This window comes from Mycobacterium asiaticum DSM 44297 (genome assembly GCF_000613245.1).
Classification (GTDB): domain Bacteria; phylum Actinomycetota; class Actinomycetes; order Mycobacteriales; family Mycobacteriaceae; genus Mycobacterium; species Mycobacterium asiaticum.
Genome location: NZ_HG964938.1, coordinates 660,687 through 685,835, shown reverse-complemented (window position 1 = coordinate 685,835; position 25,149 = coordinate 660,687). Strand labels below are relative to the sequence as shown.

Sequence of the window (25,149 nt, the reverse complement as noted above, 5' to 3'; positions counted from 1 at the left end):
CGACCATCGTGTCCCCCGACGGTAATGAGCGATCCCACCGGATCGCCCGGCTGGTAGCCGTCGTCTCGGGAATCGCCGGTCTGGTGTTATGCCTGCTGGTTCCGTTGCTACCGGTGCGGCAGACCACCGCCACCATCGTGTGGCCGCAGGGCACCGGCGCCGACGGCAGCATCACCCAGATCACGGCCCCGCTGGTGTCCGGGGCGCCGCAGGCACTGGACATCTCCATCCCCTGTTCTGCGATCGCGACCCTGCCCGCCAACGGCGGCCTGGTGGTCTCGACCCTGCCGACCGACGGCTTCGAGACCGGCAAGCACGGGCTGTTCGTGCGCGCCAACAAGGACACGGTCGTCGTCGCATTCCGCGACACGGTGGCCGCGGTCGCGCCGCGCCCGGCGATCGCGGCGGGCGGCTGCCAGGTGCTGCACATCTGGGCCGACGCCGGCGGCGCGGGCGCCGATTTCATCGGTATCCCCGGTGCCACCGGCAAGCTGGCGCCCGAGAAGAAACCCCAGGTCGGCGGCATCTTCACCGATCTGAAGGTGCGGGCCCAGCCCGGCCTGTCGGCACGCGTCGACGTCGATACCCGGTTCATCCTCGCGCCCACCACGCTGAAGTCGCTGGCCATGGGCCTCGGCGCACTCGCCGTACTGGCTGCCATCCTCGCGCTGGCCGCGCTGGACCGCCTCAGCCGCGGTGACTCGCTGCGCAACTGGCGTTCGCCGATGGCGCTGCTGGCCCGCTACCGGCCGCGATTGCGCAGCGGCCCGCACGCGGGGCTGGCGACGTGGCTCGCCGACGCCGCAGTCATCGCGACGCTGCTGCTCTGGCACGTCATCGGCGCCACCACGTCCGACGACGGTTACAACCTCACCATCGCCCGGGTGGCGCCGAAGGCCGGATACATCGTCGACTACTACCGCTACTTCGGCACCACCAACGCGCCGTTCGACTGGTACTTCAGCGTGCTGGCCAAGCTCGCGGCGGTCAGCAGCGCCGGGGTGTGGATGCGGCTGCCCGCCCTGCTGGCCGGCATCGGCTGCTGGCTGCTGATCAGCCACTGCGTGCTGCGCCGGCTCGGGCCGGGCCGCGGCGGCCTGGCCGGTAACCGGGTCGCCCTGTACACCGCCGGCGCGGTGTTCATCGCCGCGTGGCTGCCGTTCAACAACGGCCTGCGGCCCGAACCGTTGATCGCCCTGGGCGTGCTGCTCACCTGGATCCTGGTGGAGCGGTCGATCGCGCTGGGCAGGCTCGCCCCGGCCACGCTGGCCATCATCGTGGCCGCGCTGACCGCCACGCTCGCACCGCAGGGTCTGATCGCCGTCGCAGCGTTGTTGACGGGTGCCCGCGCGATCGCGCAGATCATCCGGCGGCGGCGGGCCACCGACGGCCTGCTGGCGCCGCTGGTGGTGCTGGCCGCGTCGCTCTCGCTGATCACCGTGGTGGTGTTCCGCTCGCAGACGCTGGCCACCGCGGCCGAATCAGCCCGCATCAAGTACAAGGTCGGCCCGACGATCGCCTGGTATCAGGACTTCCTGCGGTACTACTTCCTCACCGTCGAGAGCAATGCGGACGGTTCGATGGCGCGGCGGTTCGCGGTGCTGGTGCTGCTGCTGTGCATGTTCGGAATGCTGTTCGTGCTGCTGCGCCGCGGCCGGGTGGCCGGCCTGGCCACCGGGCCGGCCTGGCGGCTGTTGGGCACCACCGCGATCGGCCTGCTGCTGCTGCACTTCACCCCGACGAAATGGGCCATCCAGTTCGGCGCGTTCGCCAGCCTGGCCGGCGCCCTGGGCGCCGTCACCGCCTTCACCGTCGCGCGGATCGGCCTGCACAGCCGACGCAACCTCGCCCTGTACGTCACCGCGCTGTTGTTCGTGCTCGCGTGGGCCACTTCCGGCATCAACGGGTGGTTCTACGTCGGCAACTACGGGGTCCCCTGGTACGACATCCAGCCGGTCGTCGCCAGCCATCCGGTCACCTCGATGTTCCTGACGCTGTCGATCCTGACCGGCCTGCTGGCCGCCTGGTACCACTTCCGGATGGACTACGCCGGGCACACCGAGGTGAAGAACAACCGGCGCAACCGTGTGCTGGCCTCGGCGCCGCTGCTGGTGGTGGCGGTGATCATGGTCCTGGGTGAGGTCGGCTCGCTGGCCAAGGGCGCGGTATTCCGCTACCCGCTGTACACCACTGGCAAGGCCAACCTGGCCGCCCTGACGTCAGGCCTGTCGCCGACGAGCTGCGCCATGGCCGACGACGTGCTGGCCGAGCCCGACCCAAACGCCGGCATGCTGCAGCCGGTGCCGGGTCAGCAGTTCGGTCCCGACGGGCCGCTCGGCGGCGTCAACCCGCTCGGCTTCAAGCCCGAGGGCGTCGGCGAGGACCTCAAGTCCGACCCGGTGGTCAGCAAGCCCGGCGTCGTCAATTCCGACGCCTCACCCAATAAGCCCAACGCCGCCATCACCGATTCCGCCGGTACCGCCGGCGGCAAGGGTCCCGCCGGCCTCAACGGGTCCCACGCGTTCCTGCCGTTCGGACTGGATCCCGCCCGCACCCCGGTGATGGGCAGCTACGGCGAGAACAACCTGGCGGCCCGGGCCACCTCTGCCTGGTACCAGCTGCCGCCGCGCCGGCCCGACCGGCCGTTGGTGGTGGTCTCGGCCGCCGGCGCAATCTGGTCCTATAAAGAGGACGGCGACTTCATGTACGGCCAGTCGCTCAAGCTGCAGTGGGGCATCTCCCGACCGGACGGGAAGTTCACCCCGCTCGGCGAGGTGTTCCCGATCGACCTCGGTCCGCAACCGGCCTGGCGCAATCTGCGGTTCCCGCTCACCTGGGCGCCGCCGGAAGCCAACGTGGCCCGCATCGTCGCCTACGACCCGAACCTGAGCTCCGAGCAGTGGTTCGCCTTCACGCCACCGCGGGTGCCCGAGCTGGAATCGCTGCAGCGGTTGATCGGCTCGCAGACCCCGGTGCTGATGGACATCGCGACGGCGGCCAACTTCCCGTGCCAACGCCCGTTCTCCGAGCACCTGGGCATAGCCGAGCTACCCGACTATCGGATCCTGCCCGACCACAAGCAGACCGCGGTGTCGTCGAACCTGTGGCAGGCGGCGTCGACCGGCGGGCCGTTCATGTTCACCCAGGGGTTGCTGTGGACGTCGACGATCTCGACGTATCTGAGCGGGGACTGGTACCGGGACTGGGGTTCGGTGGAGCAGTACCACCGCCTGGTCCCGACTGATCGCGCGCCCGACGCCGTCGTCCAGCAGGGCGTGACCACCGTGCCCGGCTGGAGCCGGCAAGGACCGATTAGGGCCCTCCCATGACAACGAGCGCGAGCAGACGCGAAAGCACCCCGACTCCGGCGAATTCGGGGGCTTTCGCGTCTGCTCGCCGGGAAAAAATCACCCGCTGGGTCGCCACCATCGCCGGGTTGCTCGGATTCGTGTTGTCGGTCGCCACGCCACTGCTGCCGGTGGTCCAGACCACCGCAATGCTGAACTGGCCGCAGAACGGCCAGCTCAACAGCGTCACGTCGCCGCTGATCTCGCTGACACCGGTGGACTTCAAGGCGACCGTGCCATGCAGCATCGTGCGCGAGATGCCGCCGTCGGGTGGAGTGGTGCTGGGCACCGCGCCCAAACAGGGCAAGGACGCCAACCTCAACGCCCTGTTCGTCGTGGTCAGCGCCCAACGCGTGGACGTGACCGACCGCAACGTGGTGATCCTGTCGGTGCCGCGCGACCTGGTGGCTTCCCCGCAGTGTGAGTACATCGACATCAGCTCGACGCACGCGGGCACCTTCGCCAACTTCATCGGTCTCAAGGATCCCGGCGGCGGGCCGCTGCGCAGCGGGTTCCCCGACCCGAACCTGCGTCCGCAAATCGTCGGCGTCTTCACCGACCTCACCGGGCCGGCGCCGCCCAAGCTGAGCATGTCGGCGACCATCGACACCCGGTTCTCCACCACCCCGACCACCCTCAAGTTGCTTGCCATTGTCGGGGCGATCGTCTCCACCCTCGTTGCGCTGATCGCGCTGTGGCGACTCGACCAGCTCGACGGGCATCGAATGCGCCGCTGGATTCCGGCCAACTGGCGCACCTTCACCCTGCTCGACGGCGTGGTGATCTTCGCCTTCCTGCTCTGGCACGTCATCGGTGCAAACTCCTCCGACGACGGCTACATCCTGGGCATGGCCCGCGTCGCCGACCGGGCCGGCTACATGTCCAACTACTTCCGCTGGTTCGGCAGCCCGGAAGACCCGTTCGGCTGGTACTACAACCTGCTCGCGCTGATGACCCACGTCAGCGACTCCAGCATCTGGATGCGCCTGCCCGACCTGTTCGCCGGGCTGGTGTGCTGGCTGTTGCTCTCGCGCGAAGTGCTGCCCCGGCTAGGCCCGGCGGTGACTGCCAGCAAACCCGCCAACTGGGCCGCGGCGATGGTGCTACTGACCGCGTGGATGCCTTTCGACAACGGGCTGCGCCCCGAGGGGATCATCGCGCTCGGGTCGCTGGTCACCTATGTGCTGATCGAACGGTCGATGCGGTACAGCCGCCTGACACCGGCAGCGCTGGCGATCATCACCGCGGCGTTCACCCTCGGTGTGCAGCCCACCGGGCTGATCGCGGTGGCGGCGCTGGTGGCCGCCGGCCGTCCGCTGCTGCGAATTCTGGTGAAACGCCGCCGGATGGTCGGGGGCACGTTGCCGTTGCTGTCGCCGATGCTGGCGGCGGGAACGATCATCCTGACGGTGGTCTTCGCCGACCAGACGCTGTCAAGTGTCTTGGAAGCCACCAGGGTTCGGGGCAAGATCGGACCGAGCCAGGCCTGGTATACCGAGAACCTGCGCTACTACTACCTGATCCTGCCCACCGTCGACGGCTCGTTGTCGCGCCGGTTCGGGTTCCTGATCACCGCGCTGTGCCTGTTCACGGCGGTGTTCATCATGTTGCGGCGCAAGCGAATTCCCGGTGTGGCCCGCGGCCCGGCGTGGCGGCTGATGGGCATCATCTTCGGCACCATGTTCTTCCTGATGTTCACCCCGACCAAATGGGTGCACCACTTCGGTCTGTTCGCCGCGGTGGGCGCCGCGATGGCGGCGCTGACGACCGTGCTGGTGTCGCCATCGGTGCTGCGCTGGTCGCGCAATCGGATGGCCTTTCTGGCCGCGGTATTCTTCATGCTCGCGCTGTGTTTCGCCACCACCAACGGTTGGTGGTACGTATCCAGCTACGGCGTGCCGTTCAACAGCACCATGCCCAAGATTGCCGGGATCTCGGTCAGCGCAATGTTTTTCGCGCTGTTTGCGATCGCTGCGATATATGCGTCCTGGTTGCACTTCGCACCCCGTGGTAGTGGTGAAGGCCGGGTGGTCCGTGCTCTGACGAAGGCGCCCGTCGCGCTGGCCGCCGGGTTCATGGCGTTGGTGTTCGTCGCGTCAATGGGCATTGGGATCGTGCGGCAGTACCCCACCTACTCCAACGGCTGGTCGAACATCCGGGCCTTCGCCGGCGGCTGCGGACTGGCCGACGATGTGCTCGTCGAACCGGACACCAACGCCGGCTTCATGACACCGCTACCCGGTGATTACGGCCCGCTCGGTCCACTGGGCGGCACCGACCCGGTCGGCTTCTCACCCAACGGCGTGCCGGAGCACACCGTCGCCGAGGCGATCGTGATGAAACCCAACCAGCCCGGCACCGATTACGACTGGGATGCCCCAGCCAAAACGGAAACAACGGGCGTCAACGGTTCCAGAGTGCCGCTCCCCTACCAGCTCGACCCGGCGCGGGTGCCGCTGGCCGGCACCTACACCAGCGGCGCACAGCAACAGAGCAAACTCGCCTCGGCGTGGTATCTGTTGCCCAAGCCCGATGACGGGCATCCACTGGTGGTCGTGACGGCGGCCGGCAAGATCGCCGGCAACAGCGTGCTGCACCACTACACGGCCGGGCAGACCGTGGTACTCGAGTACGCCAGGCCCACCCCCGGCGCGCTGGTGCCGGCCGGACGGCTGGTGCCCGACGATCTGTACGGCGAGCAGCCCAAGGCGTGGCGCAATCTGCGGTTCGCCCGGGACAAGATGCCGGCCGATGCCGTCGCGGTCCGGGTGGTCGCCGAAGACCTGTCGCTGACCCCGGAGGATTGGATCGCGATCACCCCGCCACGGGTGCCGGAGTTGCGTTCCCTGCAGGAGTATGTCGGTTCGACGCAGCCGGTCCTGCTGGACTGGGCGGTGGGGCTGGCCTTCCCGTGCCAACGGCCGATGCTGCACACCAACGGAGTAACCGAGATTCCACGGTTCCGCATCACGCCGGACTACTCGGCCAAGAAGCTGGACACCGACACCTGGGAAGACGGCAAGAACGGCGGCCTGCTCGGCATCACCGACCTGTTGCTGCGCGCCCACGTAATGGCCACCTACCTGTCCCGCGACTGGGCCCGCGACTGGGGCTCGCTGCGCAAGTTCGAGACCCTGGTCGACGCGCCGCCCGCGCGGCTGGACCTAGGCGAGGCGACGCGCAGCGGCCTGTGGTCGCCGGGCAAGATCCGCATCGGGCCGTAACACTGGTTGGCATGTCCTCGACACGCCTGGGCGTCGCCCTGCTGGTCGTCGTCGCGTCCGGCGGATGCGCCGCGGCGCCGTCGGCCGGTCCCGGCGCGGCCGCGCGGCCGAATTACGTCGCCATGGGTGACTCTTTCGCCGCCGCCCCGGGCGTGCCGGAGCCGGCGGCGCCGCGCGGCTGCCACCGCTCTACCAACAACTACCCCGCCGTGCTAGCCCGGCGCCTCGACGCGTCGGCATTTCACGACGTCACCTGCAGCGGAGCGACGACCGATGACGTCGTCAACCGCGAGCAGCGGACCGACCACGGGCTGATCCCCCGCCAGCTCGACATGATCGGCCCGCCTACGGACCTGATCACGATCACCATCGGCGCCAACGACGTCGGGCTGGCGGGCGACGCGGAGTCCTGCGAGGCCAAAGGCGCCGACCCGAAGCCGTGCAGCACCAAATTTCTCGCCGACAACGAAGACCGGTTGTCCAGTACCATCGCCGCGCAGTTGCCCGTCTGGGCCACCATGATCGATCAACTCCGCGCCGCGGCCCCCAGGGCAAGGATCATCATGGTGGGCTACGGCACCTTCGTCCGGCCGAACGGCTGTTTCCCCGAGCAACCGCTGCTGCCGCCAGACGCCAACTACTTGCAGGCCAAGGTCGACGAACTCGACGACCGGCAAATACAACTCGCCGCCGAAAAGGGGATCGAGTTTTTCGACACCCGGTCGCTGTCCGAGGGACACGACATGTGCGCCCCGGCGGCCGACAGATATGTCTCGGGCTATGTCACCGACAACGACAGCGTGCCCTTGCATCCCACCGCGTTGGGCGCCATCGCCGTCGGTAATGCCCTGACCGACTATCTGGTGCTATCCGAGAACCGCTAAGCCTCAATGTTGTTGGATTACTTACCCAAAGCAATTGCTGCGATTTTCCGGCGGCTGTTTCAGTTTCGCTAATTCTGTCAATATCTCAGCCCAGGAATTCGGGCGAATAGGAATGGTGGGCAGATGCGGACGCTGACTCGCTTGGGATTTTCCGCTACGGCAATGGTGGTTGTGGCCGCCTCGACGGTGACATTGGAGGCCGGTACCGCTTCGGCGAACTCACCGGTGCCGATCAATTCGGTCTTGCGCAGATGCGATTTCAGCGCCGTCCAGACCTGGACCCAGGTGCTGCGGACCTCGGCCGGGCGCGGCGTGGCCAATATTCACACGTCGGGGTCGACGGTTGTCGCCGACGTGAACATGGTGATCTCGAACAGCCCGGGCGCCCACTACGACATCGGCCTCATACAAATGCCGCGGCCGTCGTCGGAAACCTGCGGTCCGGGCGATCCGGGCACCACGTTCACCGGCTTGGACACCGACGGGGCGGGGGTCGCGAACGTGACCATCACGGCCCCCTTGCGACAGGGCGCGACGGGCGTTTGGGTGTTCGTCGCATCGCCCCATCCCAACAACCAGGCGCCGGCGGAGTTCTATACCTCGGAGTACGTGTCGCCGGTCTGACCCGAAACAGCGCCGATTTGTAATACCGTCGCGGCATGACCGAGTACGACCTGGAGGCCGTCGATCGGCTGCCGTTCTCCACACCGGCGAAGTCGGAACGTTACCGCACCGAAAGCTATTCCGGCGCAACAGGATTGAACTGGTATCTGGCCGACCCCACATTGCAGTTCACCATGGCGTACTACCTGAGGCCCGACGAACTGGCCGTGGTCGAGCCGCAACTGACCGACATCGGTGCCCTGATGGGTGGGCCGGTGGCGCGCTGGGCCGAGGAGACCGACCGAAACCCGCCGCGCCTGGAACGCTACGACCGCTGGGGACACGACATCAGCCGGGTCGTCATGCCGCCGTCGTTCACGCAGTCCAAACGCGCCGTCCTGGATGCGCAGCAGAAGTTGCGCGACGCGGCGCGTTCTGCGGGCTTCCGCTCGTCGCTGTCGGTGTTTGCGTCGAACTATCTGCTGAACCAGGCCGACATCGGGATGGGCTGCGCGCTGGGCACCGGGGGCGGCATGGTCCAGTCGCTGGTGACCGCCTACGCGCCGCCGGACGTGCGCGACTACGTGCTGGCCAAGTTCGACTCCGGTGAGTGGGCCGGTGAAACGGCGCAGCTGCTTACCGAACGGACCGGCGGGTCGGATCTGGGCGCGCTGGAGACGACGGCGCGGCGGGCGGGTGACGCGTGGCTGCTGAACGGCTTCAAGTGGTTCGCGTCCAACTGCGCCGGCGAGGCGTTCGTCGTGCTGGCCAAACCGGAAGGGGCACCCGACTCGAGCCGCGGCGTCGCCAATTTCCTGGTGCTCCGTACCCGCCGCGACGGGTCGCGCAACGGGGTGCGGGTGCGCCGACTCAAGGACAAACTCGGGACCCGATCGGTCGCTTCCGGCGAGGTCGAGTTCGTCGATGCGGAAGCTTTTCTGCTGTCCGGGGAGGCTGCCGCGGACGCCGGTCCGTCGGACGGCAAGGGCCTGGGCCGGATGATGGAGCTGACCAACGCGGCTCGGTTGGGCATCGCGCTGTTCGCGCTCGCCAACGCGCGTCGCGCGCTGGTCGAGTCGTTGTGTTACGCCCGACAGCGGCAGGCGTTCGGCGGTGCGCTGATCGACAAGCCGCTGATGCGACGCAAGCTGGCGGAACTGATCGTCGACGTCGAAGCCGCGCAGGCGCTGGTGTTCGACGGCACCGGCGCGAAGAACCATCGCCAGCCGCGGGGTCTGCGGCAACGCATCGCCGTCCCGGTCACCAAGCTCAAGGTCGCCCGGCTGGGCATTACCGCGGCGTCCGACGCGATCGAGATCCACGGCGGCAATGGCTATATCGAAACCTGGCCGGTGGCAAGGCTATTGCGCGACGGGCAGGTGAACACTATTTGGGAGGGCCCGGACAATATTCTGTGCCTGGATGTGCGCCGCGGCATCATGCAGACCCGGGCCCACGAGGCGCTGCTGGGTCGGATGCGCGACGCGGTGTCCGTCTCCGACGACGACGAGACGACCCGCCTGGTGGCAGATCGGATCGAAGATCTGGACGCGGCCATCACGGCCTGGCAGAAGCTGGACGGCCCGGTGGCCGAGGCGCGGCTTTACCCGCTGGCCCAGTTCATGGGCGACGTGTATGCCGGTGCGCTGCTCACCGAGCAGGCGGCGTGGGAGCGGGAGACGCGCGGTGGTGATCGCAAAGCATTGGTCGCCCGGCTCTATGCGCGGCGGTACCTGGCAGACCATGGGCCGCTGCGCGGTATCGACGCCGATGCCGACGAAGCGTTGGAGCGCTTCGACGACCTGGTGGCCGGGTCGCTATCTCTCGGCGAGCAGACGTGAAAGCACCCGAAACATGATCAAAACAGGGGCTTTCGCGTCTGCTCGCCGGATGATGGTGACGCTGCTACTAGCGGTTTTCGCGCTGGTTTGCATCGCGCCGGGCGAAGCCGCCGCCGACTCACAGCCCGACGAGCAAGTCGTGGTGCAGCTCTGGGATGCCGATCCGGATGCCGCGGTGCGGGTGGCCTTCGGACACCTCGCGGCGATCTACTTCCTGGAACGCGATGAACCGAATTTCATCGCATGGCACGCGATGCTGCGGCAAAGCCTGCAGAACCAGACCCCGGTTCGGTTCACCTACGCGGTCGCGGGACAGCGAATCACCTTTGTGGAACCGGCGGGTTGAGATCGAGTGTGCGTTTGCCGACGGCGCACCGGCGTGTTGCGTCGCCGTTCGCACACTCGCCGCAACTAACCGACCCGCACAAACTCGCGGCTAGATCGGGATCAGGCCGTGCTTACGCGCCAGCCGCGCCCAATTCTGCTTGTCGCGCAGGATATGCAGGGACCGGCGCAGCAGCAGCCGGGTCTCGTGCGGGTCGACCACCGCGTCGATGAACCCGCGCTCGGCGGCCGTCCACGGAATGGCCATGTTCAGGTTGTAACCCTCGATGAAGTCCTTCTTGATCTGCTGCGCCTCGGGCGTGGTGGGGTCGGGGAACCGTTTCATCAGCAGCTGAGCGGCCCCCTCCGCACCGATCACCGCGATCCGCGCGGTGGGCCAGGCGAAGTTGAAGTCGGCGGTCAACTGCCGCGAGCCCATCACCGCGTACGCGCCGCCGTAGGACTTGCGGATGGTGATCGTCACCTTGGGCACGTCGGCCTCGACGACGGAGTACAGGAACCGCCCGCCGCGCTTGATGATGCCCCGCTTCTCCTCCTCGGCGCCGGGCAGGAACCCCGGCGTGTCGACGACGAACACCAGCGGGATCTGGAAGGAATCGCAGAACCTGATGAAGCGCGCCGCCTTGTCGGAAGCCTCGTTGTCGATCGCGCCGGACATGTGCATGGGCTGGTTGGCGATCACGCCCACCGGCCGCCCGTCCACCCGGGCGTACCCGGTGATGATGGCCGGCCCGTGCTGCGGAGCGACGTCCAGGAAGTCCCCGTCGTCGAAGATGCGTAGCAGGATCTCGTGCATGTCGTAGGCCGCATTGTCGGAGTCCGGCACGATCGAATCGAGTTCCAGGTCGGTCGGGGTGATCTCCGGTTCCAGACCGGGGTTGATGACCGGCGGTTTGCCGAAGCAGTTGGACGGCAGGAACGACAGGAATTCGCGTACGTACTGGAACGCTTCGGCTTCGGAGTTCACCACCTGGTGGATGTTGCCGTAGCGGGCCTGCGCATCGGAGCCGCCGAGCTCGTCGAGGGTGACGTCCTCGCCGGTGACCTCACGGATGACGTCGGGGCCGGTGACGAAGAAGTAGCCCTGGTCGCGCACCGAGACCAGCAGGTCGTCCTGGATCGGCGAATACACCGCTCCCCCGGCGCATTTGCCGAAGATCAGCGAGATCTGCGGCACCACCCCGGACAGCGCTTCGTGACGCTGACCCAACTCGGCATACCAGGCGAGCGAGGTGACGGCGTCCTGGATGCGGGCACCGCCGGAGTCCTGGATCCCGATGATCGGGCAGCCGACCATCGCGCACCACTCCATCAGCCGGGCGACCTTGCGGCCGAACATCTCGCCGACGGTGCCCTGGAACACCGTCTGGTCGTGCGAGAACACCCCGACCGGACGGCCGTCGATCAGCGCGTGGCCGGTGACCACGCCGTCGCCGTACAACGCGTTGGGGTCACCGGGGGTCTTGCACAGCGCCCCGATCTCAAAGAACGTGCCGGGGTCGACGAGAGCGTGGACGCGGGCACGGGCGCTGGGGATGCCCTTTTTCTCACGCTTGGCGGCGGCTTTCTCGCCGCCGGGCTCCTTGGCCAGCTCCAGACGAGCACGAAGCTCGGCCAGCTTCTCGGCTGTCGAATGGACGATGGGAGCTGGGTCTGGAGCCAATTCGGTCACTAGTCGCCTACCTCACCTGTTCCACTCTGTCCGGTTCACCCGAGATCTTGTCCAGCGCGCGGCTCATGTGTTCGCCGACCTTGGCGATGATCGGCTCGTCGATGGCCTGGATGTGCTCTCCACCGATCGGCACGACCTCGAGGTCGGAAACGTACTCGCCCCAGCCGCCATCCGGCTTCCGGACGGCATACCGCGGCTCGAACATGATCGCGTCGTCATGGTATCGATCGGCCATATAGAGCGTGACATGCCCATCGAAGGGCTGGATCTGCGCGGTGTCGATCGCCCGGTTGTCCAGGTACGACGTGCGCTGATGCTCGATGATCCCGGCCGGGATCTGCACCCCGCTCTGGCTGACGGCATCCAGCACGAACCGGACCTGGCCCTCGTCGTCGAGGGTCTCGAGGTGCTCGTACGGAATCTCCGGAATGGTGACGTTGAACGTCTTCTCGGCGAACTTCGCGTAACGGTCCCAGCGCTTGCGGATCTCTTCCTTGGTTTGCGGAATCTCCTCGCCGGCACGCACCGCATCGATCAGGCCGACCCACCGGACATCCTTGCCCTCGCGCTTCAGCCCGATCGCGCAGGCGTACGCCAGCACCCCGCCCAGCGACCAACCGGCCAGGATGTAGGGCCCGTCGCCCTGCATCTCGATGAGCTTCGGCACGTATTGGGCAGCCCGCTCTTCGATCGATCCCTCGACCCGTTCGAACCCGTACATCGGCACATCCGGCGGCAGCCGCTTGAGCAACGGCTCGTACACGACGGTCGACCCGCCGGCGGGATGGAAGACGAACACCGGGGGCCGCGAACTGCCCTCCGGGCGCGCCCGCAGGGTGCGGACGAACCCGTCGATGACGCCGGCCTCCAGGTACTGGCGCACCTTGTCGGCCAGCGCCTCGATGTTGGGCGAGCTCAGGACGTCCTCGGCGGTGATCGGTCCCTCGGCGCGCTCGGACAGCCGCTGCGCCATCTTCTCCGCCGTGGCCTCGTCCAGCTTGGGCAGCAGGTTGAAGATCCCGCCGGCGGACTTGCCCGTGACAATCGCCCAGGTCGCAAAAGTGACCCGTTCGGCGGCGTCGCGCGGCGGCACGTCGGAGTTGAGCGCTTGCGCGACAGCCTCCTGGTTGAGCGCCTCGGCGGCACCCTTGAGATCCGGCGCCTTGTCGCCGGTGCCGTTGCCGTTCGCGCCGTTGGCGCCCGACGGGCCCAGCGGGTTGGTCGGCGGCGGCGGAATCGGCACGTCCGAGGGGGGCGGCGGCGCCGACTGGGTCTGTGGCGGTGCCGACTGCTCGGCCTGCGTCTGCGGCTCGGCCTGCGGGTCCGGCGCCGGCGCCACCAGGCTGGCCGGCGATGCGCCGCTGAGCAATTCGGCCTGCGCCCGCGCGATCTCCTCGGTCGTCTGCGTCTTCTGGTACTCGTGCAGCTGCTGCACCTCGTCGCGGTGCTCGATCGCGTACTCGATCAGCTTCTCCACGGCATACAGGTTCGCGTCGCGCACTGCGGTCAGCTGAATCGGCGGCAGGTCGAAGTCGTACTCGACGCGGTTCTTGATCCGCACCGCCATCAGCGAGTCCAGGCCGAGCTCGATCAGCGGGACCTCCCACGGCAGGTCCTCGGGCTCGTAGCCCATGGCCGCGGCCACGATGGTGCCCAGGCGGTCGGCGATGGTCTCTCCCGAATCCGGCGACCACCGACCCACGCTCGAAGGCAGGTACCGGTTGGTCAGGCTGTCCGTGAGGGTCTCGGCGGCATCGTCCTCTTCGACCGGGGGGCCAGCCGTCTCGGTCACCGGGCTGGCCGCCGAAACGGCCACCGCCGTGCCCGCGCCGACCGCCGCCGGCAGCACCGACTCGGTACCGCCGCGGGTCACCAGCGCGTCGTACACCAAAGTGAACGACTCGTCGATGCGCGCATGCACCTGCACCGAGGCACCACCGGGATGACGCGTCAGCGTCGTCACCAACCGCGCGCCGTCGCCGGGCACCGCACGCTGCTCGGCCGCCGTCAACGTGGCGTCCGGCAGCACCTGCGTGGCCGCCGCCTTCACCAAGGCGACCAGGTCGGCCTGGCCGTCCCGCGGGGCGTACTCCCACACGTGCCGGCCATCCGGCAGCGCGACATGGTTGCCGGGAATCAGCACCGACGCGTCGCCGGAGAAGTGCACGGGCAGCCAGTGCTCCTTGCGCTTGAACCGGGTCGGCGGGATGTTCGCATAGTCCTCGGGACCGGAAGCCCGGGTGAACAGCGTCCGCACGTCCAGGTCGTGGCCGTGCACGTACAGCTGGGCCATCGCCGAGATCATCGACTCGACCTCGTCCTGCTTGCGGGCCAGCGTCGGGATCAGCTGGGCGTCGTGCAGACCGGCCGACGCGGTCGTCAAACCGACCTGCATCAGCGCCACCGGGTTGGGCGCGAGCTCGAGGAAGGTGGTGTGCCCGCTGTCCACCGCGTTACGGATGCCGTGGGTGAAGTAGACGCTGTGCCGCAGACCCTTCTTCCAGTAGTCCACGTCGTGGATCGGGTCGCTACCGGGCTTGATGTAGCTGCCCTCGTGCACGGTTGAGTAGATGCCGCAGGTGGGGCTCATCGGCTTGATGCCCTGCAGTTCGGCCGACAGCTCACCGAGCAGCGGGTCCATCTGCTGGGTGTGGCTGGCGCCCTTGGTCTGGAACTTGCGAGCGAACTTGCCCTCGGATTCCGCCCTGGCGATGATCGCGTCGACCTGCTCGGGCGGGCCGCCGATCACGGTCTGGGTGGGTGCCGCGTAGACGCACACCTCAAGGTCGGGGAAGTCGGAGAACACCGTCTTGATCTCGTCGGCGGAGTACTCCACCAGCGCCATCAACCGGATGTACTCGCCGAACAGCATCGCCTCGCCCTCGCCCATCAGGTGCGAGCGCGAGCAGATGGTGCGGGTGGCGTCGCGCAACGACAGGCCGCCGGCGAAGTACGCCGACGCGGCCTCGCCCAGCGACTGCCCGACGACCGCCGCGGGCTTGGCGCCGTGATGCTTGAGCAGCTCACCCAGCGCGATCTGAATCGCGAAGATGGTGACCTGTGTCGTCTCGATGCCGTAGTCCTGCGAGTCGTCCAGAATCAATTCCAGCACCGAGTAACCCAGCTCGTCCTGGATCAGCGCGTCGACCTTCTCGATCCACTCGGCGAACACCTCGTTGCGCAGATACAGGCTCTTGCCCATCTTGCGGTGCTGCGCACCGAACCCGGCCAGCACCCACACCGGGCCGTTGGTCACCGGCCCGTCGGCGCTGAACACGTTGGGTCGCTGCTTGCCTTCGGCGATCGCGCGCAGACCCTTGATGGCCTCCTCGTGGTCGCGGGCCAGCACCACCGCGCGGGAGCGGCCGTGGTTACGCCGCGACAGCGACCGACCGATCGACTCCAGCGACGCAGCCTGGCCTTCGGGACTCTCCATCCAGTCCGCCAACTCGGCGGCCGCGGCCTTCTTGCGTGAGGTCAGGAACGCCGACACCGCCAACGGAATCACCGGGGCCGGAAGTTCTTGCGTGGCAAGCTCTTCGGATGCCGCCGCCTTGAGCGCCAGCGCCTCTTCGGTGATGCCGGGCAGTTCCGGCTCGTCCTCGGCGACGGCCACTGGGACGTCGTCGGTGATGATCTCGCCGTACTCGTCGAAGCGCAGCGAGTGGCCCTGACCTTCGGCCAGGTCGCCACCGGCCGACACCACCGCGGCTTGCGGGGAGGTCTCGGGCTCCGGCTCACGCTCGATCACGTCGCGCGGCAATGCCTCGCGCACAACAATGTGCGCATTGGCGCCGCCGAACCCGAAGCTGGACACACCGGCGAGTGCGTAGCCACCGTAGCGCGGCCAGTCGGTGGGCTGGTCGATCACCTTCAAACGCGTGGCCTCGAAGTCGATGTAGGGGCTCGGGCCTGCGAAGTTGATCGACGGTGGCAGCTTGTTGTGCTGCAGCGCCAGCACCACCTTGGCCATGCTGGCCACACCGGCGGCCGACTCCAGGTGGCCGATGTTGGTCTTGATCGCGCCGAGCAGCGCGGGCCGATCAACCGGACGGCCCTTGCCGACGACGCGTCCCAGCGCTTCGGCCTCGATCGGGTCGCCCAAGATGGTGCCGGTGCCGTGCGCCTCGATGTAGTCGACAGTGCGCGGGTCGATGCCGGCGTCCTTGTAGGCCCGGCGCAACACGTCGGCCTGCGCGTCCTGGTTGGGAGCGATCAAGCCATTGGATCGCCCGTCGTGGTTGACCGCGCTGCCGGCGATGACGGCCAGGATCTGGTCGCCGTCGCGGCGGGCGTCGTCGACCCGCTTGAGCACGACCATGCCGGCGCCCTCGGAGCGGGTGTAGCCGTCGGCGTCGGCCGAGAACGACTTGATCCGGCCGTCCGGTGACAGCACCGCGCCGATCTCGTCGAAGCCGAGTGTGACGGCCGGCGTCACGAGGGCATTGACGCCGCCGGCGATCGCCACGTCGGCCTCGCCGTTGCGCAGCGCCTGCACGGCCTGGTGCATCGCCACCAGTGAACTCGAGCACGCGGTGTCGACCATGACCGACGGCCCGCGGAAGTCGTAGAAGTAGGACACCCGGTTGGCGATGACCGCTCCCGAGTTACCCGTGATCGCGTAGGGGTGCGCGACGGTCGGGTCGGAGATCGCCAGGAATCCGTAGTCGTTGTTCGTGACGCCGACGAACACGCCGACCGACTCACCGCGCAGGCTGGAAGCCGGGATCCGGGCGTGCTCGAGCGCCTCCCAGGTGAGCTCCAGTGCCATCCGCTGCTGCGGGTCGATGTTGTCGGCTTCGGTCTTGGCCACCGCGAAGAACTCGGAGTCGAAACCCTTGATGTCCTTCAGGTAGCCGCCGCGGGTGCGGGCCTTGGCCACCCGCTCGGCCAGTCGCGGCTCCTCGAGAAATTCCGACCAGCGGCCCTCGGGCAGGTCGGTGATCGCGTCCCGGCCCTCCATCAGCGCCTGCCAGGTCTCCTCCGGGGAGTTCATATCGCCCGGGAAGCGGGTGGACAGGCCGACGATCGCGATGTCGACCCGTTCGGCCGGGCCGTTGCGGGTCCAATCCGCACCATCGGAGTCGTCGTCGGCCGTCTCCGGCTCGCCCTCGATGATGCGGGTGGCGAGCGACTCAATGGTCGGGTGCTGGAACGCGACCGCGACCGACAGGGTGACCCCGGTCAGGTCTTCGATGTCGGCCGCCATCGCGACCGCGTCGCGCGACGCCAGGCCGAGTTCGACCATGGGCACCGACTCGTCGATGTCGTCGGGAGACTTCCCGACCGCCTTGCCCACCCAGTTGCGCAACCATTGCCGCATTTCGGGCACCGTCATGTCGGTCTTCTTGGCGGGCTCGGCGCTTGTGGCGGGCAGGTTCTCCTGGGAATCGCTGATGTCAGACATTGACTACCTTTAGTTCTGCGCTCTGGTTCTGCGCTCAGTTGTTGGCGGCGAATGCCGTCGGCGAGCCGATGCCACTGCGCAGGCTGCCGTCGATGTAGGCCGCGCGGCAGGCGCGACGGCCGATCTTGCCGCTCGAGGTCCGGGGGATCGTGCCGGCGGAAACCAGCAGCACGTCACGCACGGTCACCCCGTGCCCGACGGCGATGGCCGCGCGGATGTCGTCGGCGATCGGCTGGTACTCGAGCTTGTGCGTACCGGCCGCGCGCTCCCCGACGATCACCAGTTGTTCGGAGGTGTCCTCCGGGTCGAACTTCAGGCCGGCGTGCGGGTCGTCGAACACCTTCTGCGGCAGCTGGTTGGCCGGCACCGAGAACGCCGCCACGTAACCGACCCGCAGCGCCTTGGTGGATTCCTGCGCGGTGTACTCGAGGTCCTGCGGGTAGTGGTTGCGGCCGTCGATGATGACCAGATCCTTGATCCGGCCCGCAATATAGAGGTGGCCGTCGTGGTAGGTGCCGTAGTCGCCGGTGCGCACCCACAACCCGTCGTCGGGGGCTCCCTCGGCGTGCGACTGGTTGATCCGCGATTTGAGGATGTTCTTGAAGACGTTGGCCGTCTCCTCCTCCTTGCCCCAGTAGCCGATGCCCAGGTTGTTGCCGTGCAGCCAGATCTCACCGATCTGCCCGTCCGGCAACTCGCTGGCGGTGTCCGGGTCCACGATGACGGCCCACTCGTCGACGCCGATCTTGCCGGCGGAGACCTGCGCGACGGCCTTGGGCGAGTCGGCGGGCACCTCCACGAAGCGCTGCTTGTTCAGCTCGTCGCGGTCGACGTGAATGACGGTCGGCGTCGCATCGGGCGCGGTGGTCGAGACGAACAACGTTGCCTCGGCCAGCCCATAGGACGGCTTGATCGCGGTTTCGGGCAGACCGTAGGGCTCGAAAGCCTTGAAGAACTTACGCATGGACGCCGGTGACACCGGCTCGCTGCCGTTGAGGATGCCCTTGACGTTGCTCAGGTCCAGTGGCGGCTCGTCGTCGCGGGGCAGACCGCGCACCGCGGCGTGCTCGAACGCGAAGTTCGGGGCGGCGGAGAAGGTGCCGCCGGTCTCCCCCGGCTTGCGCGCCAGCTCACGGATCCAGCGGCCGGGCCGGCGCACGAACGCGGCCGGGGTCATGAAGGTGAAGCTCTGGCCGAGGACCGACGTCAGCAACACCGTGATCAGCCCCATGTCGTGGAAGAACGGCAGCCAGCTGACGCCGCGGTCGCCTTCGGCGCCCTCCAGCGCGTTGAGCACCTGCAGCACGTTGGTGGGCAGGTTCAGGTGGGTGATCTGCACACCGGTGGGGGTGCGGGTGGACCCGGAGGTGTACTGCAGGTAGGCGATCGTGTTCTCGTCGGCGTCGGGCTCCACCCAGGTCTGGGCGACCTCGTTGGGCACCGCGTCGACGGCGATCACGCGGGGCCGTTCCTTGACCGACCTGGCCCGGATGAACTTGCGCACACCCTCGGCGGATTCGGTGGTGGTCAGGATGGTCGACGGCGTGCAGTCGTCGAGCACCGCGTGCAGCCGGCCGACGTGGCCCGGTTCGGACGGGTCGAACAGCGGCACCGCGATCCGGCCGGAGTACAGCGCGCCGAAGAAGGAGACCATGTAGTCCAGGTTCTGCGGGCACAGGATCGCGATCCGGTCACCCGGCTGGGTCACCTGCTGCAGCCGGGCCCCCACCGCACGGTTGCGGGCGCTGAACTCCGACCAGAGGATGTCGCGTTCGATGCCGTCCCGCTCGGTGGAAAAGTCCAGGAACCGGTACGCCAGCTTGTCGCCGCGCACCTTCGCCCATTTCTCGACGTGACGAACCAGGTTGGTGTTGGACGGGAACCTGATCTTTCCGTTCACGATGAACGGGTTGTGGTACGCCATGTCGCCCTCTCTGTTAAAAGCTCTCTAGGTGTCGGCTCGGCCGACTGAAGTTCTACGCGCGGCTTGGCTCCGACCCGCGCCCGTCGCCCACGGCGCGTGTCTCAACCGACTTCGACCCAACCGGGTCAACCACATGCTCTTAATTTTCTCTTAATGTTAAGGGGCCGCGAGCGGCAGACCAAATCACAAGGTACGCCTGATCGCGTGACTTACCGCCGCACGAGCGGTGTGTCTAATAGCCCAGCTAGATAATCCCGCTTACAGCGCTCACCCGTGCTTGGGATGCGGAGCCTTGTCCAGCACGCCCTGCGCCCAGTTCAGCGTCCACTGGGTGGCGGACTGGCCGTCCGAGCTCCAGAAGTCCGTCGTGGCATAGAGCGCGTGGATGGGTTGTCCCGCACCGCCGGCGAGGGTATTCAGCGTGGTGGGAAGGTTGGCGGGACTGAACGCCTCCTTCGGGGCGGCGCAGATCAGATCGCCTTCGGCGCAGATCTCGTTGGTGCGGCCGTTGAGGTCGCCGAAGCCGCCCGGCCGGGACCCGGTCATGGTCAGGCCGAGGCCGGCGAGCACGGGCACCTCGTGCAGTGTGATCTCGGCGCCCACGCCCGGCGGCGTCGGGGGAATGTTGTTGCCGACCCCCTCTTCACGCCGCCCGTCAGCGATCAACGTCACACCCAAAACCAGGTCCTCGTCCACCGGACCGCGCCCGTTGCCGATGTCACTGGCGACGTCACCGGCGATCACCGCACCCTGCGAGAAGCCGATGATGACGTAACTGGTCAGCGGGCACTTGTTGTTCATGTCGGTGATTGCCTTGACGGTCGCACGGGTGCCCTCGGCGCGACTGTCGTTGTAGGTCATCTGCCCGTCGGCGGACAGCGGGTTCCGGAACTGGGCGGTGTAGGGAACGGTGTAGGTCTGCACCCGGCCGCCGCCGAACTGCTGGCTGATGGGCCCGGTCACGTTGAGCAACAGGGCCCGCGGGAACTGCGTCGGGTTCAGCGGGTCGTCGGTAGGCCAGGATTCCCAAGTACCGGGAACGGAGACCAACTGCACGTCCGGGCAGGAGGCGTCTTGGGAGGCGGGACGCGGCTTCTTCGGGTGGGAACTCGTCGGCCCTGTCGGCAGCACACCTGGCGGTACCGCGCTGGGCGGCACGTCATGGTGACGCAGCAGCATCACTCCGCCGATGATGACCAGCGCGACCACCAAAGCCAGCGAGCCGGCCGCAAGCCAGGCCAGGCGTCGGTGGCGTTTACGACGGGCGTTGTTGGCCATGTTCTCCCGCTAACAGAGTCGGATGGGGCAAGTGGTCTGCACGAAGATGCGGGAGCGCCACTTCGCGCCCTGACTCACCTCAGTACACGGTACCGGCCCGCCAGGGCACTCCCGCGGATTCTCAGCCGGCCCTCAGGGTGCCGGCGTCGGGTCGGATCGGAAGGCTAGCGAATCGCGCCGACGATGTCACCGGACATCGCGCCAAGCTGCCCGGCCCACGAACCCCAGCCGTTGTCACCGCCGCCCGGGAAGTCGAAGTGGCCGTTGTGGCCGCCGACCTCGCGGTAGTGCTGGTAGAAGTTGCGGCTGGTGCCCATCGCCGCATCCTGAGCACCAAGCATGGCGGCCGGATTGCTGGCCCACCCCGATGGTCGGGCTCCAGACCCACACCCGGGTGTTGTTCTGCGCCAGCAGCGCTTCGTGCACCCAGGGGTCGTGCCACTTCCAGCGGCCCAGCTGCGGGGCGCCCCACATGCCGTTGCCGTCCACGCCGCCGAACTGCTGCAGCCCGGCCAGGATCGCGCCGTTGGTGAACGTCTCCGACGGGTACAGGAACCCGGACAGGGACCCCGCGAAGCCGAAGCGGTCGGGGTGGAAGGCCGCCAGCGCCATTGCGGCGTACCCGCCCTGGGAGGCGCCGACCACGCCGTGCCCGCCGGGCGCCAGTCCCTTGTTAGCCGCCAGCCAGTCGGGCAGCTCGCTGGACAGGAACGTGTCCCACTGCTTGCTGCCGTCCTGCTCCCAGTTGGTGTACATGCTGAACGCGCCACCGGCGGGCGCCGCCACCGAGATGCCCTTGCCCGCAAGCGTGTTCATCGCGTTGCCGGCGGTGACCCAGTTGCTGACGTCCGGGGCCGCGTCGGCCGCGTCCAGCAGGTACACGGCGTGCGGGCCGCCGGCCAGGAACGCCACCGGGATGTCGCGGCCCATCGCCGCCGAGGGCACCATCAAGGTTTCGTACGGGGCCGCGTTGGCGTGACCCGCGAGACCAAGTGACCCCCCGGCCGCCAGCCCAGCGAAGGCGACTGCCAGCACGGCAACGCCGAGCAGTCGTACCAGCACCGACAGACCCCTCATGTGCACCTCCATGGTGTTTTGCCGCGCAGCGCATCCTGCCCGCAAGGTAGCTAACCACACCTGTATCTACCGGATAAAGGGGAGCTGACAAGCCGATAACAAACGGCGGCGACCCGAGTGGGTCGCCGCCGTTTGCAGCGGTTCTTACGCCTGACGGCTTAGGTACCGGTGCCAGTGCCCTGGTTCACCCCGACCTGAGCGGCGGTCGCGGGACCGGCGCCCGGGGTCGCACCCAGCGTGCTCTGCAGGTCACCCTTCATGGCGTTCAGCTGCGAGCCCCAGTACGGCCAGTCGTGCGTGCCGTTGGCGTCGAAGTTGAACACCGCGTTGTGGCCACCGGCCGCGTTGTAGGCGTCCTGGAACTTGATGTTGCTGGTCCGCACGAAGCCTTCCAGGAACTTGGCGGGCAGGTTGTCGCCACCGAGGTCCGAGGGCTTGCCGTTACCGCAGTAGATCCAGATGCGGGTGTTGTTCGCGACCAGCCGGCTGACCTGAAGCGACGGGTCGTTGCGCTGCCACGCCGGGTCTTCCTTCGGGCCCCACATGTCGGAGGCCTTGTAGCCACCGGCGTCACCCATGGCCAGGCCGATCAGCGACGGCCCCATGCCCTGGGACGGGTCCAGCAGCGCCGACAAGGAGCCGGCGTAGATGAACTGGTCGGGGTGGTAGGCGGCCAGGATCAGCGCGGACGAACCGGCCATCGACAGACCGACAGCAGCGCTGCCGGTCGGCTTGACCTGCTTGTTGCTCGACAGGTAGGCCGGGAGCTCGCTGGTCAGGAAGGTCTCCCACTTGTAAGTGGTGCAGCCGGCCTTACCGCAGGCCGGGTTGTACCAGTCGCTGTAGAAGCTGGACTGGCCGCCGACGGGCATGACCACCGAGATGCCCGACTGGTTGTACCACTCGAAGGCCGGGGTGTTGATGTCCCAGCCGTTGAAGTCGTCCTGCGCACGCATGCCGTCGAGCAGGTACAGCGCGGGCGAGTTGGCTCCACCACTCTGGAACTGGATCTTGATGCTGCGGCCCATCGCGGCCGAGGGCACCTGAAGGTATTCCACCGGAAGGCCCGGGCGCGAGAACGCACTCGCGGTCGCCGAGCCGCCGACGAAACCGACCAGACTCGCCAGCAGGGCCGCACCAACGGCTCCCACAGCGAGACGGCGCGGCATCCCCGTCAGGGCGCCACGAAACCTGTCAACAAGCTTCATCCTTGCTTCCTCATCCTCATCCTTTTGGGCGCATCCTTGCGCATCGCTGTGCTTGGGGGGCGCGTCCCGATTTGGGTCAGACTGCACGCACGCGGCGCTGCAGTGCTCGTGTAGTCAACCACACGATGCCCCAACCGCTCTTCTCCAGGAGGTCGCTGGCGGCGTTATCCAGGCGTGATCCGAGGCCGTTTACGACTCCGAAAGCGGGTCTCGCATCGGCATTTCCGCATGTGCCCGTCGACCGGTGCGCGCAGGTGAAGGGCAGATGTGATGTTGCTGTCAGTCTCATGGCAGTACCAGAATCGGTGTCGCGACCAGCTCGCGCAAAAAATATTCGCAACCGCGTCGAGCGGCCGCTGATTTCGCCCGGCGCTCACTCCCGCGGCGGGGACGGTGGGACGTGCGGAACCGGCAGACCACAGCGGGCGAGTTCGTACCGCGGCACCCGGTCGATGCGGTACTGGGTGAACTCGAACGAGTGCAGCAGGTTGGAGAGGAAGCGGCGCGGCGTCATCGGTGCCCGTACCGAATTGAGCACCGCGCGGGTGCCGGGGCACTGCAGTGCCGCCTCCGCCTCGGCCACCCACTGCTGGTCGAGATAAGCGGGGATGCCCGGCGGCCACTTCACCCACGGCCCGTCGGCAACCACCCAGTCCGGGAACAGGTTCTTGTCGTGGCCGATCCGTCCGTGCTTGAGCCGCTCGGTGTGCGCGGCCAGCGGGTTGGCCAGCCCGATCTGATCGAGTACCCGGACGTCCAGACCCACGTTCATGCCCAGCATGCCCAGGTTGGTGAAAAACACCGCGTGCTGCGGCTTTTGGTTCGCCGGGACAGCGGGCGAGCTGCCGGGCGGGATCATCGGCACCAGGTCCCATTGGGTGTAGTTGCCCGACGGCAGCAGCAATGCTCCTTCCGGGGTGTTGTCCAGGGCGACCAGAACGGCGGCCATGCGCGGGTAGTCGAGGTAGTCGGCGGCCGTCAGCGGGTGCGCGCGGCCAGTGGCCTGGGCGTAGAAGCGGCGCTCGTCGACGATCCCGGAGTAGGTCACGTGCGTCGCGTCGTCGCCGAGGCCCGGCGAGTTCGCCGCCCACAACGACCAGCCGGCGACACCCAGCCAGAGCACGCTGACCGCCCCGGCCAACCAGTAGCCGGTCTCGCGCGAGAAGTCCTTGCCGTCGGGAATCGCCACCGGGATCACCGCCACCGGCGCCAGCAAACAAAACAGCGGCGTCAGCAGCACCCGGCCGTGCATGAAGTCGCCGCCTTGGCGGATCCAGTACAACGCCTGCAGGAGGCCGCTGCCGACCATGAAGATCACCACTGCGGCCGGGCTCTGCACCGCACGGGCCACCCGCCCGTAATCGGGCGCGAGCGCCGGCCGCATGAACGAGGGCCTGCGCCGTGCCGCCATCAGCAGGATGCCCAACGGCACCAGCAGGACGACGGGCACCCACAGCGCGTAGGGCCGGTTGAAGTTCGAGAGATAGATCAGGCCTTGTGACCACTTGTCTCCGGCAGCGTCCTTGGCCAGCGCGGTCCCCGGTACCAACAGTCCGTAATAACCCATCCGGAAGATCTGGTAGGCCACCGGCAGCAGGCCGCCGGCCAGCACGATCAAACCCCGCCGGCGCCAGCTGCGCGCGGCGATCATCATCATGACCAACGCCGCCCCGCCGATCAGCGCCAGCTCTGGACGCACCAACACGCTGCAGCCCGCGACGAAGGCCAGCGCGACGATGAACCACTGGCTCTCCGCACGCACCCGCAGCGGCTGGGCCCAGCAAACCATCATCCACCAGAGCAGCCCGAGATAGGCCATCACCAGTCCGCTTTCCAGACCGGATGTCGCGAAGTCTCGGGCGGGTGGCACGGCGATGTAGACCAGCGCCCCGGCCGGCAACATGATCGCCCGGCGGCCGCGCAGGCTGGGCGCAAACAGCCGGGCCGTACCCAGCATCAGCAGCACCATGCCCAGCACGGACAGCGTCAGGGCAACGGCCAGGGCTACGTATTCCAGGCGCAGCGGGCCGCCCACCCAGCTCGCCACGTACAGCAGATACGTCCAGACCGTAGAGGTGTTGGCCTCCACCCGCTCGCCGGCATTGAACACCGGCCCGTTGCCGGCCAACAGGTTTCGCACCGTGCGCAGCACGATCAATCCGTCGTCGGCGATCCAGCGGCGTTGCCAGGCACCCCAACCAAACAGCACGGCGACCACCGCCACGCTGACCCACAAGCTCACCCGAGCGCTGAGATCGAGGGGAAAGACCGGCCACTTGACCCGCCGCACCGGCGACCGCCGCACGAGCGCCGCCTGTTGTAGGGCTTTGAACTTCTCG

At 67.8% G+C, this 25,149-nt stretch carries 12 protein-coding genes and 1 pseudogene; 6 read left to right on the top strand and 7 right to left on the bottom strand.

Features of this window, described 5'->3' with window-relative positions; genetic code table 11:
- The first annotated feature begins 8 nt into the window (after positions 1–8).
- The 6 genes from BN972_RS22005 to BN972_RS21980 all read left to right on the top strand — a co-directional run bounded on the left by BN972_RS22005 (position 9) and on the right by BN972_RS21980 (position 10,245).
- The gene (locus BN972_RS22005) at positions 9–3,329 is read left to right on the top strand and encodes an arabinosyltransferase domain-containing protein (RefSeq protein ID WP_036362533.1); all 3,321 of its coding nucleotides are present in this window, start codon (positions 9–11) and stop codon (positions 3,327–3,329) included.
- Positions 3,326–6,571, top strand: a complete 3,246-nt coding sequence (gene embB, locus BN972_RS22000; RefSeq protein ID WP_051545718.1) for an arabinosyltransferase EmbB — start codon at positions 3,326–3,328, stop codon at positions 6,569–6,571. The genes BN972_RS22005 and embB overlap by 4 nt, the downstream gene beginning before the upstream one ends.
- Positions 6,572–6,582: 11 nt before the next feature.
- Complete coding sequence (locus BN972_RS21995) at positions 6,583–7,455, top strand: SGNH/GDSL hydrolase family protein (protein ID WP_051545717.1); 873 nt, start codon at positions 6,583–6,585, stop codon at positions 7,453–7,455.
- Between the two features lie 123 nt (positions 7,456–7,578).
- Positions 7,579–8,079: a hypothetical protein gene (locus BN972_RS21990; RefSeq protein ID WP_036362532.1), complete on the top strand. Its 501-nt coding sequence runs from the start codon at positions 7,579–7,581 to the stop codon at positions 8,077–8,079.
- Positions 8,080–8,114: 35 nt separating this feature from the next.
- Positions 8,115–9,899, top strand: coding sequence for an acyl-CoA dehydrogenase family protein (locus tag BN972_RS21985; protein WP_036362530.1), 1,785 nt, complete (start codon positions 8,115–8,117; stop codon positions 9,897–9,899).
- A 13-nt stretch (positions 9,900–9,912) separates the two neighbouring features.
- Positions 9,913–10,245 carry a hypothetical protein gene (locus BN972_RS21980; protein ID WP_142277176.1) on the top strand — a complete coding sequence of 111 codons (333 nt, stop codon included), beginning with the start codon at positions 9,913–9,915 and terminating at the stop codon, positions 10,243–10,245.
- Between the two features lie 90 nt (positions 10,246–10,335).
- Here BN972_RS21980 and BN972_RS21975 read toward each other — a convergent pair whose 3' ends face one another.
- The 7 genes and pseudogenes from BN972_RS21975 to aftB all read right to left on the bottom strand — a co-directional run bounded on the left by BN972_RS21975 (position 10,336) and on the right by aftB (position 25,115).
- Positions 10,336–11,916 (bottom strand): acyl-CoA carboxylase subunit beta, encoded by a 1,581-nt coding sequence (locus BN972_RS21975; protein WP_036362525.1) that lies wholly within the window; start codon positions 11,914–11,916, stop codon positions 10,336–10,338.
- A gap of 7 nt (positions 11,917–11,923) precedes the next feature.
- The gene (gene pks13, locus BN972_RS21970) at positions 11,924–17,323 is read right to left on the bottom strand and encodes a polyketide synthase Pks13 (RefSeq protein ID WP_036362523.1); all 5,400 of its coding nucleotides are present in this window, start codon (positions 17,321–17,323) and stop codon (positions 11,924–11,926) included.
- 34 nt (positions 17,324–17,357) lie between these two features.
- Complete coding sequence (gene fadD32 / locus BN972_RS21965) at positions 17,358–19,247, bottom strand: long-chain-fatty-acid--AMP ligase FadD32 (RefSeq protein WP_036362521.1); 1,890 nt, start codon at positions 19,245–19,247, stop codon at positions 17,358–17,360.
- 267 nt (positions 19,248–19,514) lie between these two features.
- Entirely contained in the window at positions 19,515–20,525 is a 1,011-nt protein-coding gene (culp6, locus tag BN972_RS21960) for a carboxylesterase Culp6 (RefSeq protein ID WP_036362519.1), read from the bottom strand.
- Positions 20,526–20,689: 164 nt separating this feature from the next.
- A pseudogene (locus BN972_RS21955) lies at positions 20,690–21,602 on the bottom strand (esterase family protein).
- Between the two features lie 158 nt (positions 21,603–21,760).
- Positions 21,761–22,810: a diacylglycerol acyltransferase/mycolyltransferase Ag85A gene (gene ag85A, locus BN972_RS21950; protein WP_036362515.1), complete on the bottom strand. Its 1,050-nt coding sequence runs from the start codon at positions 22,808–22,810 to the stop codon at positions 21,761–21,763.
- 373 nt (positions 22,811–23,183) lie between these two features.
- On the bottom strand, positions 23,184–25,115 hold the full coding sequence (aftB, locus tag BN972_RS21945; RefSeq protein ID WP_051545772.1) for a terminal beta-(1->2)-arabinofuranosyltransferase: 1,932 nt from the start codon (positions 25,113–25,115) through the stop codon (positions 23,184–23,186).
- Between the last annotated feature and the right edge of the window lie 34 nt (positions 25,116–25,149).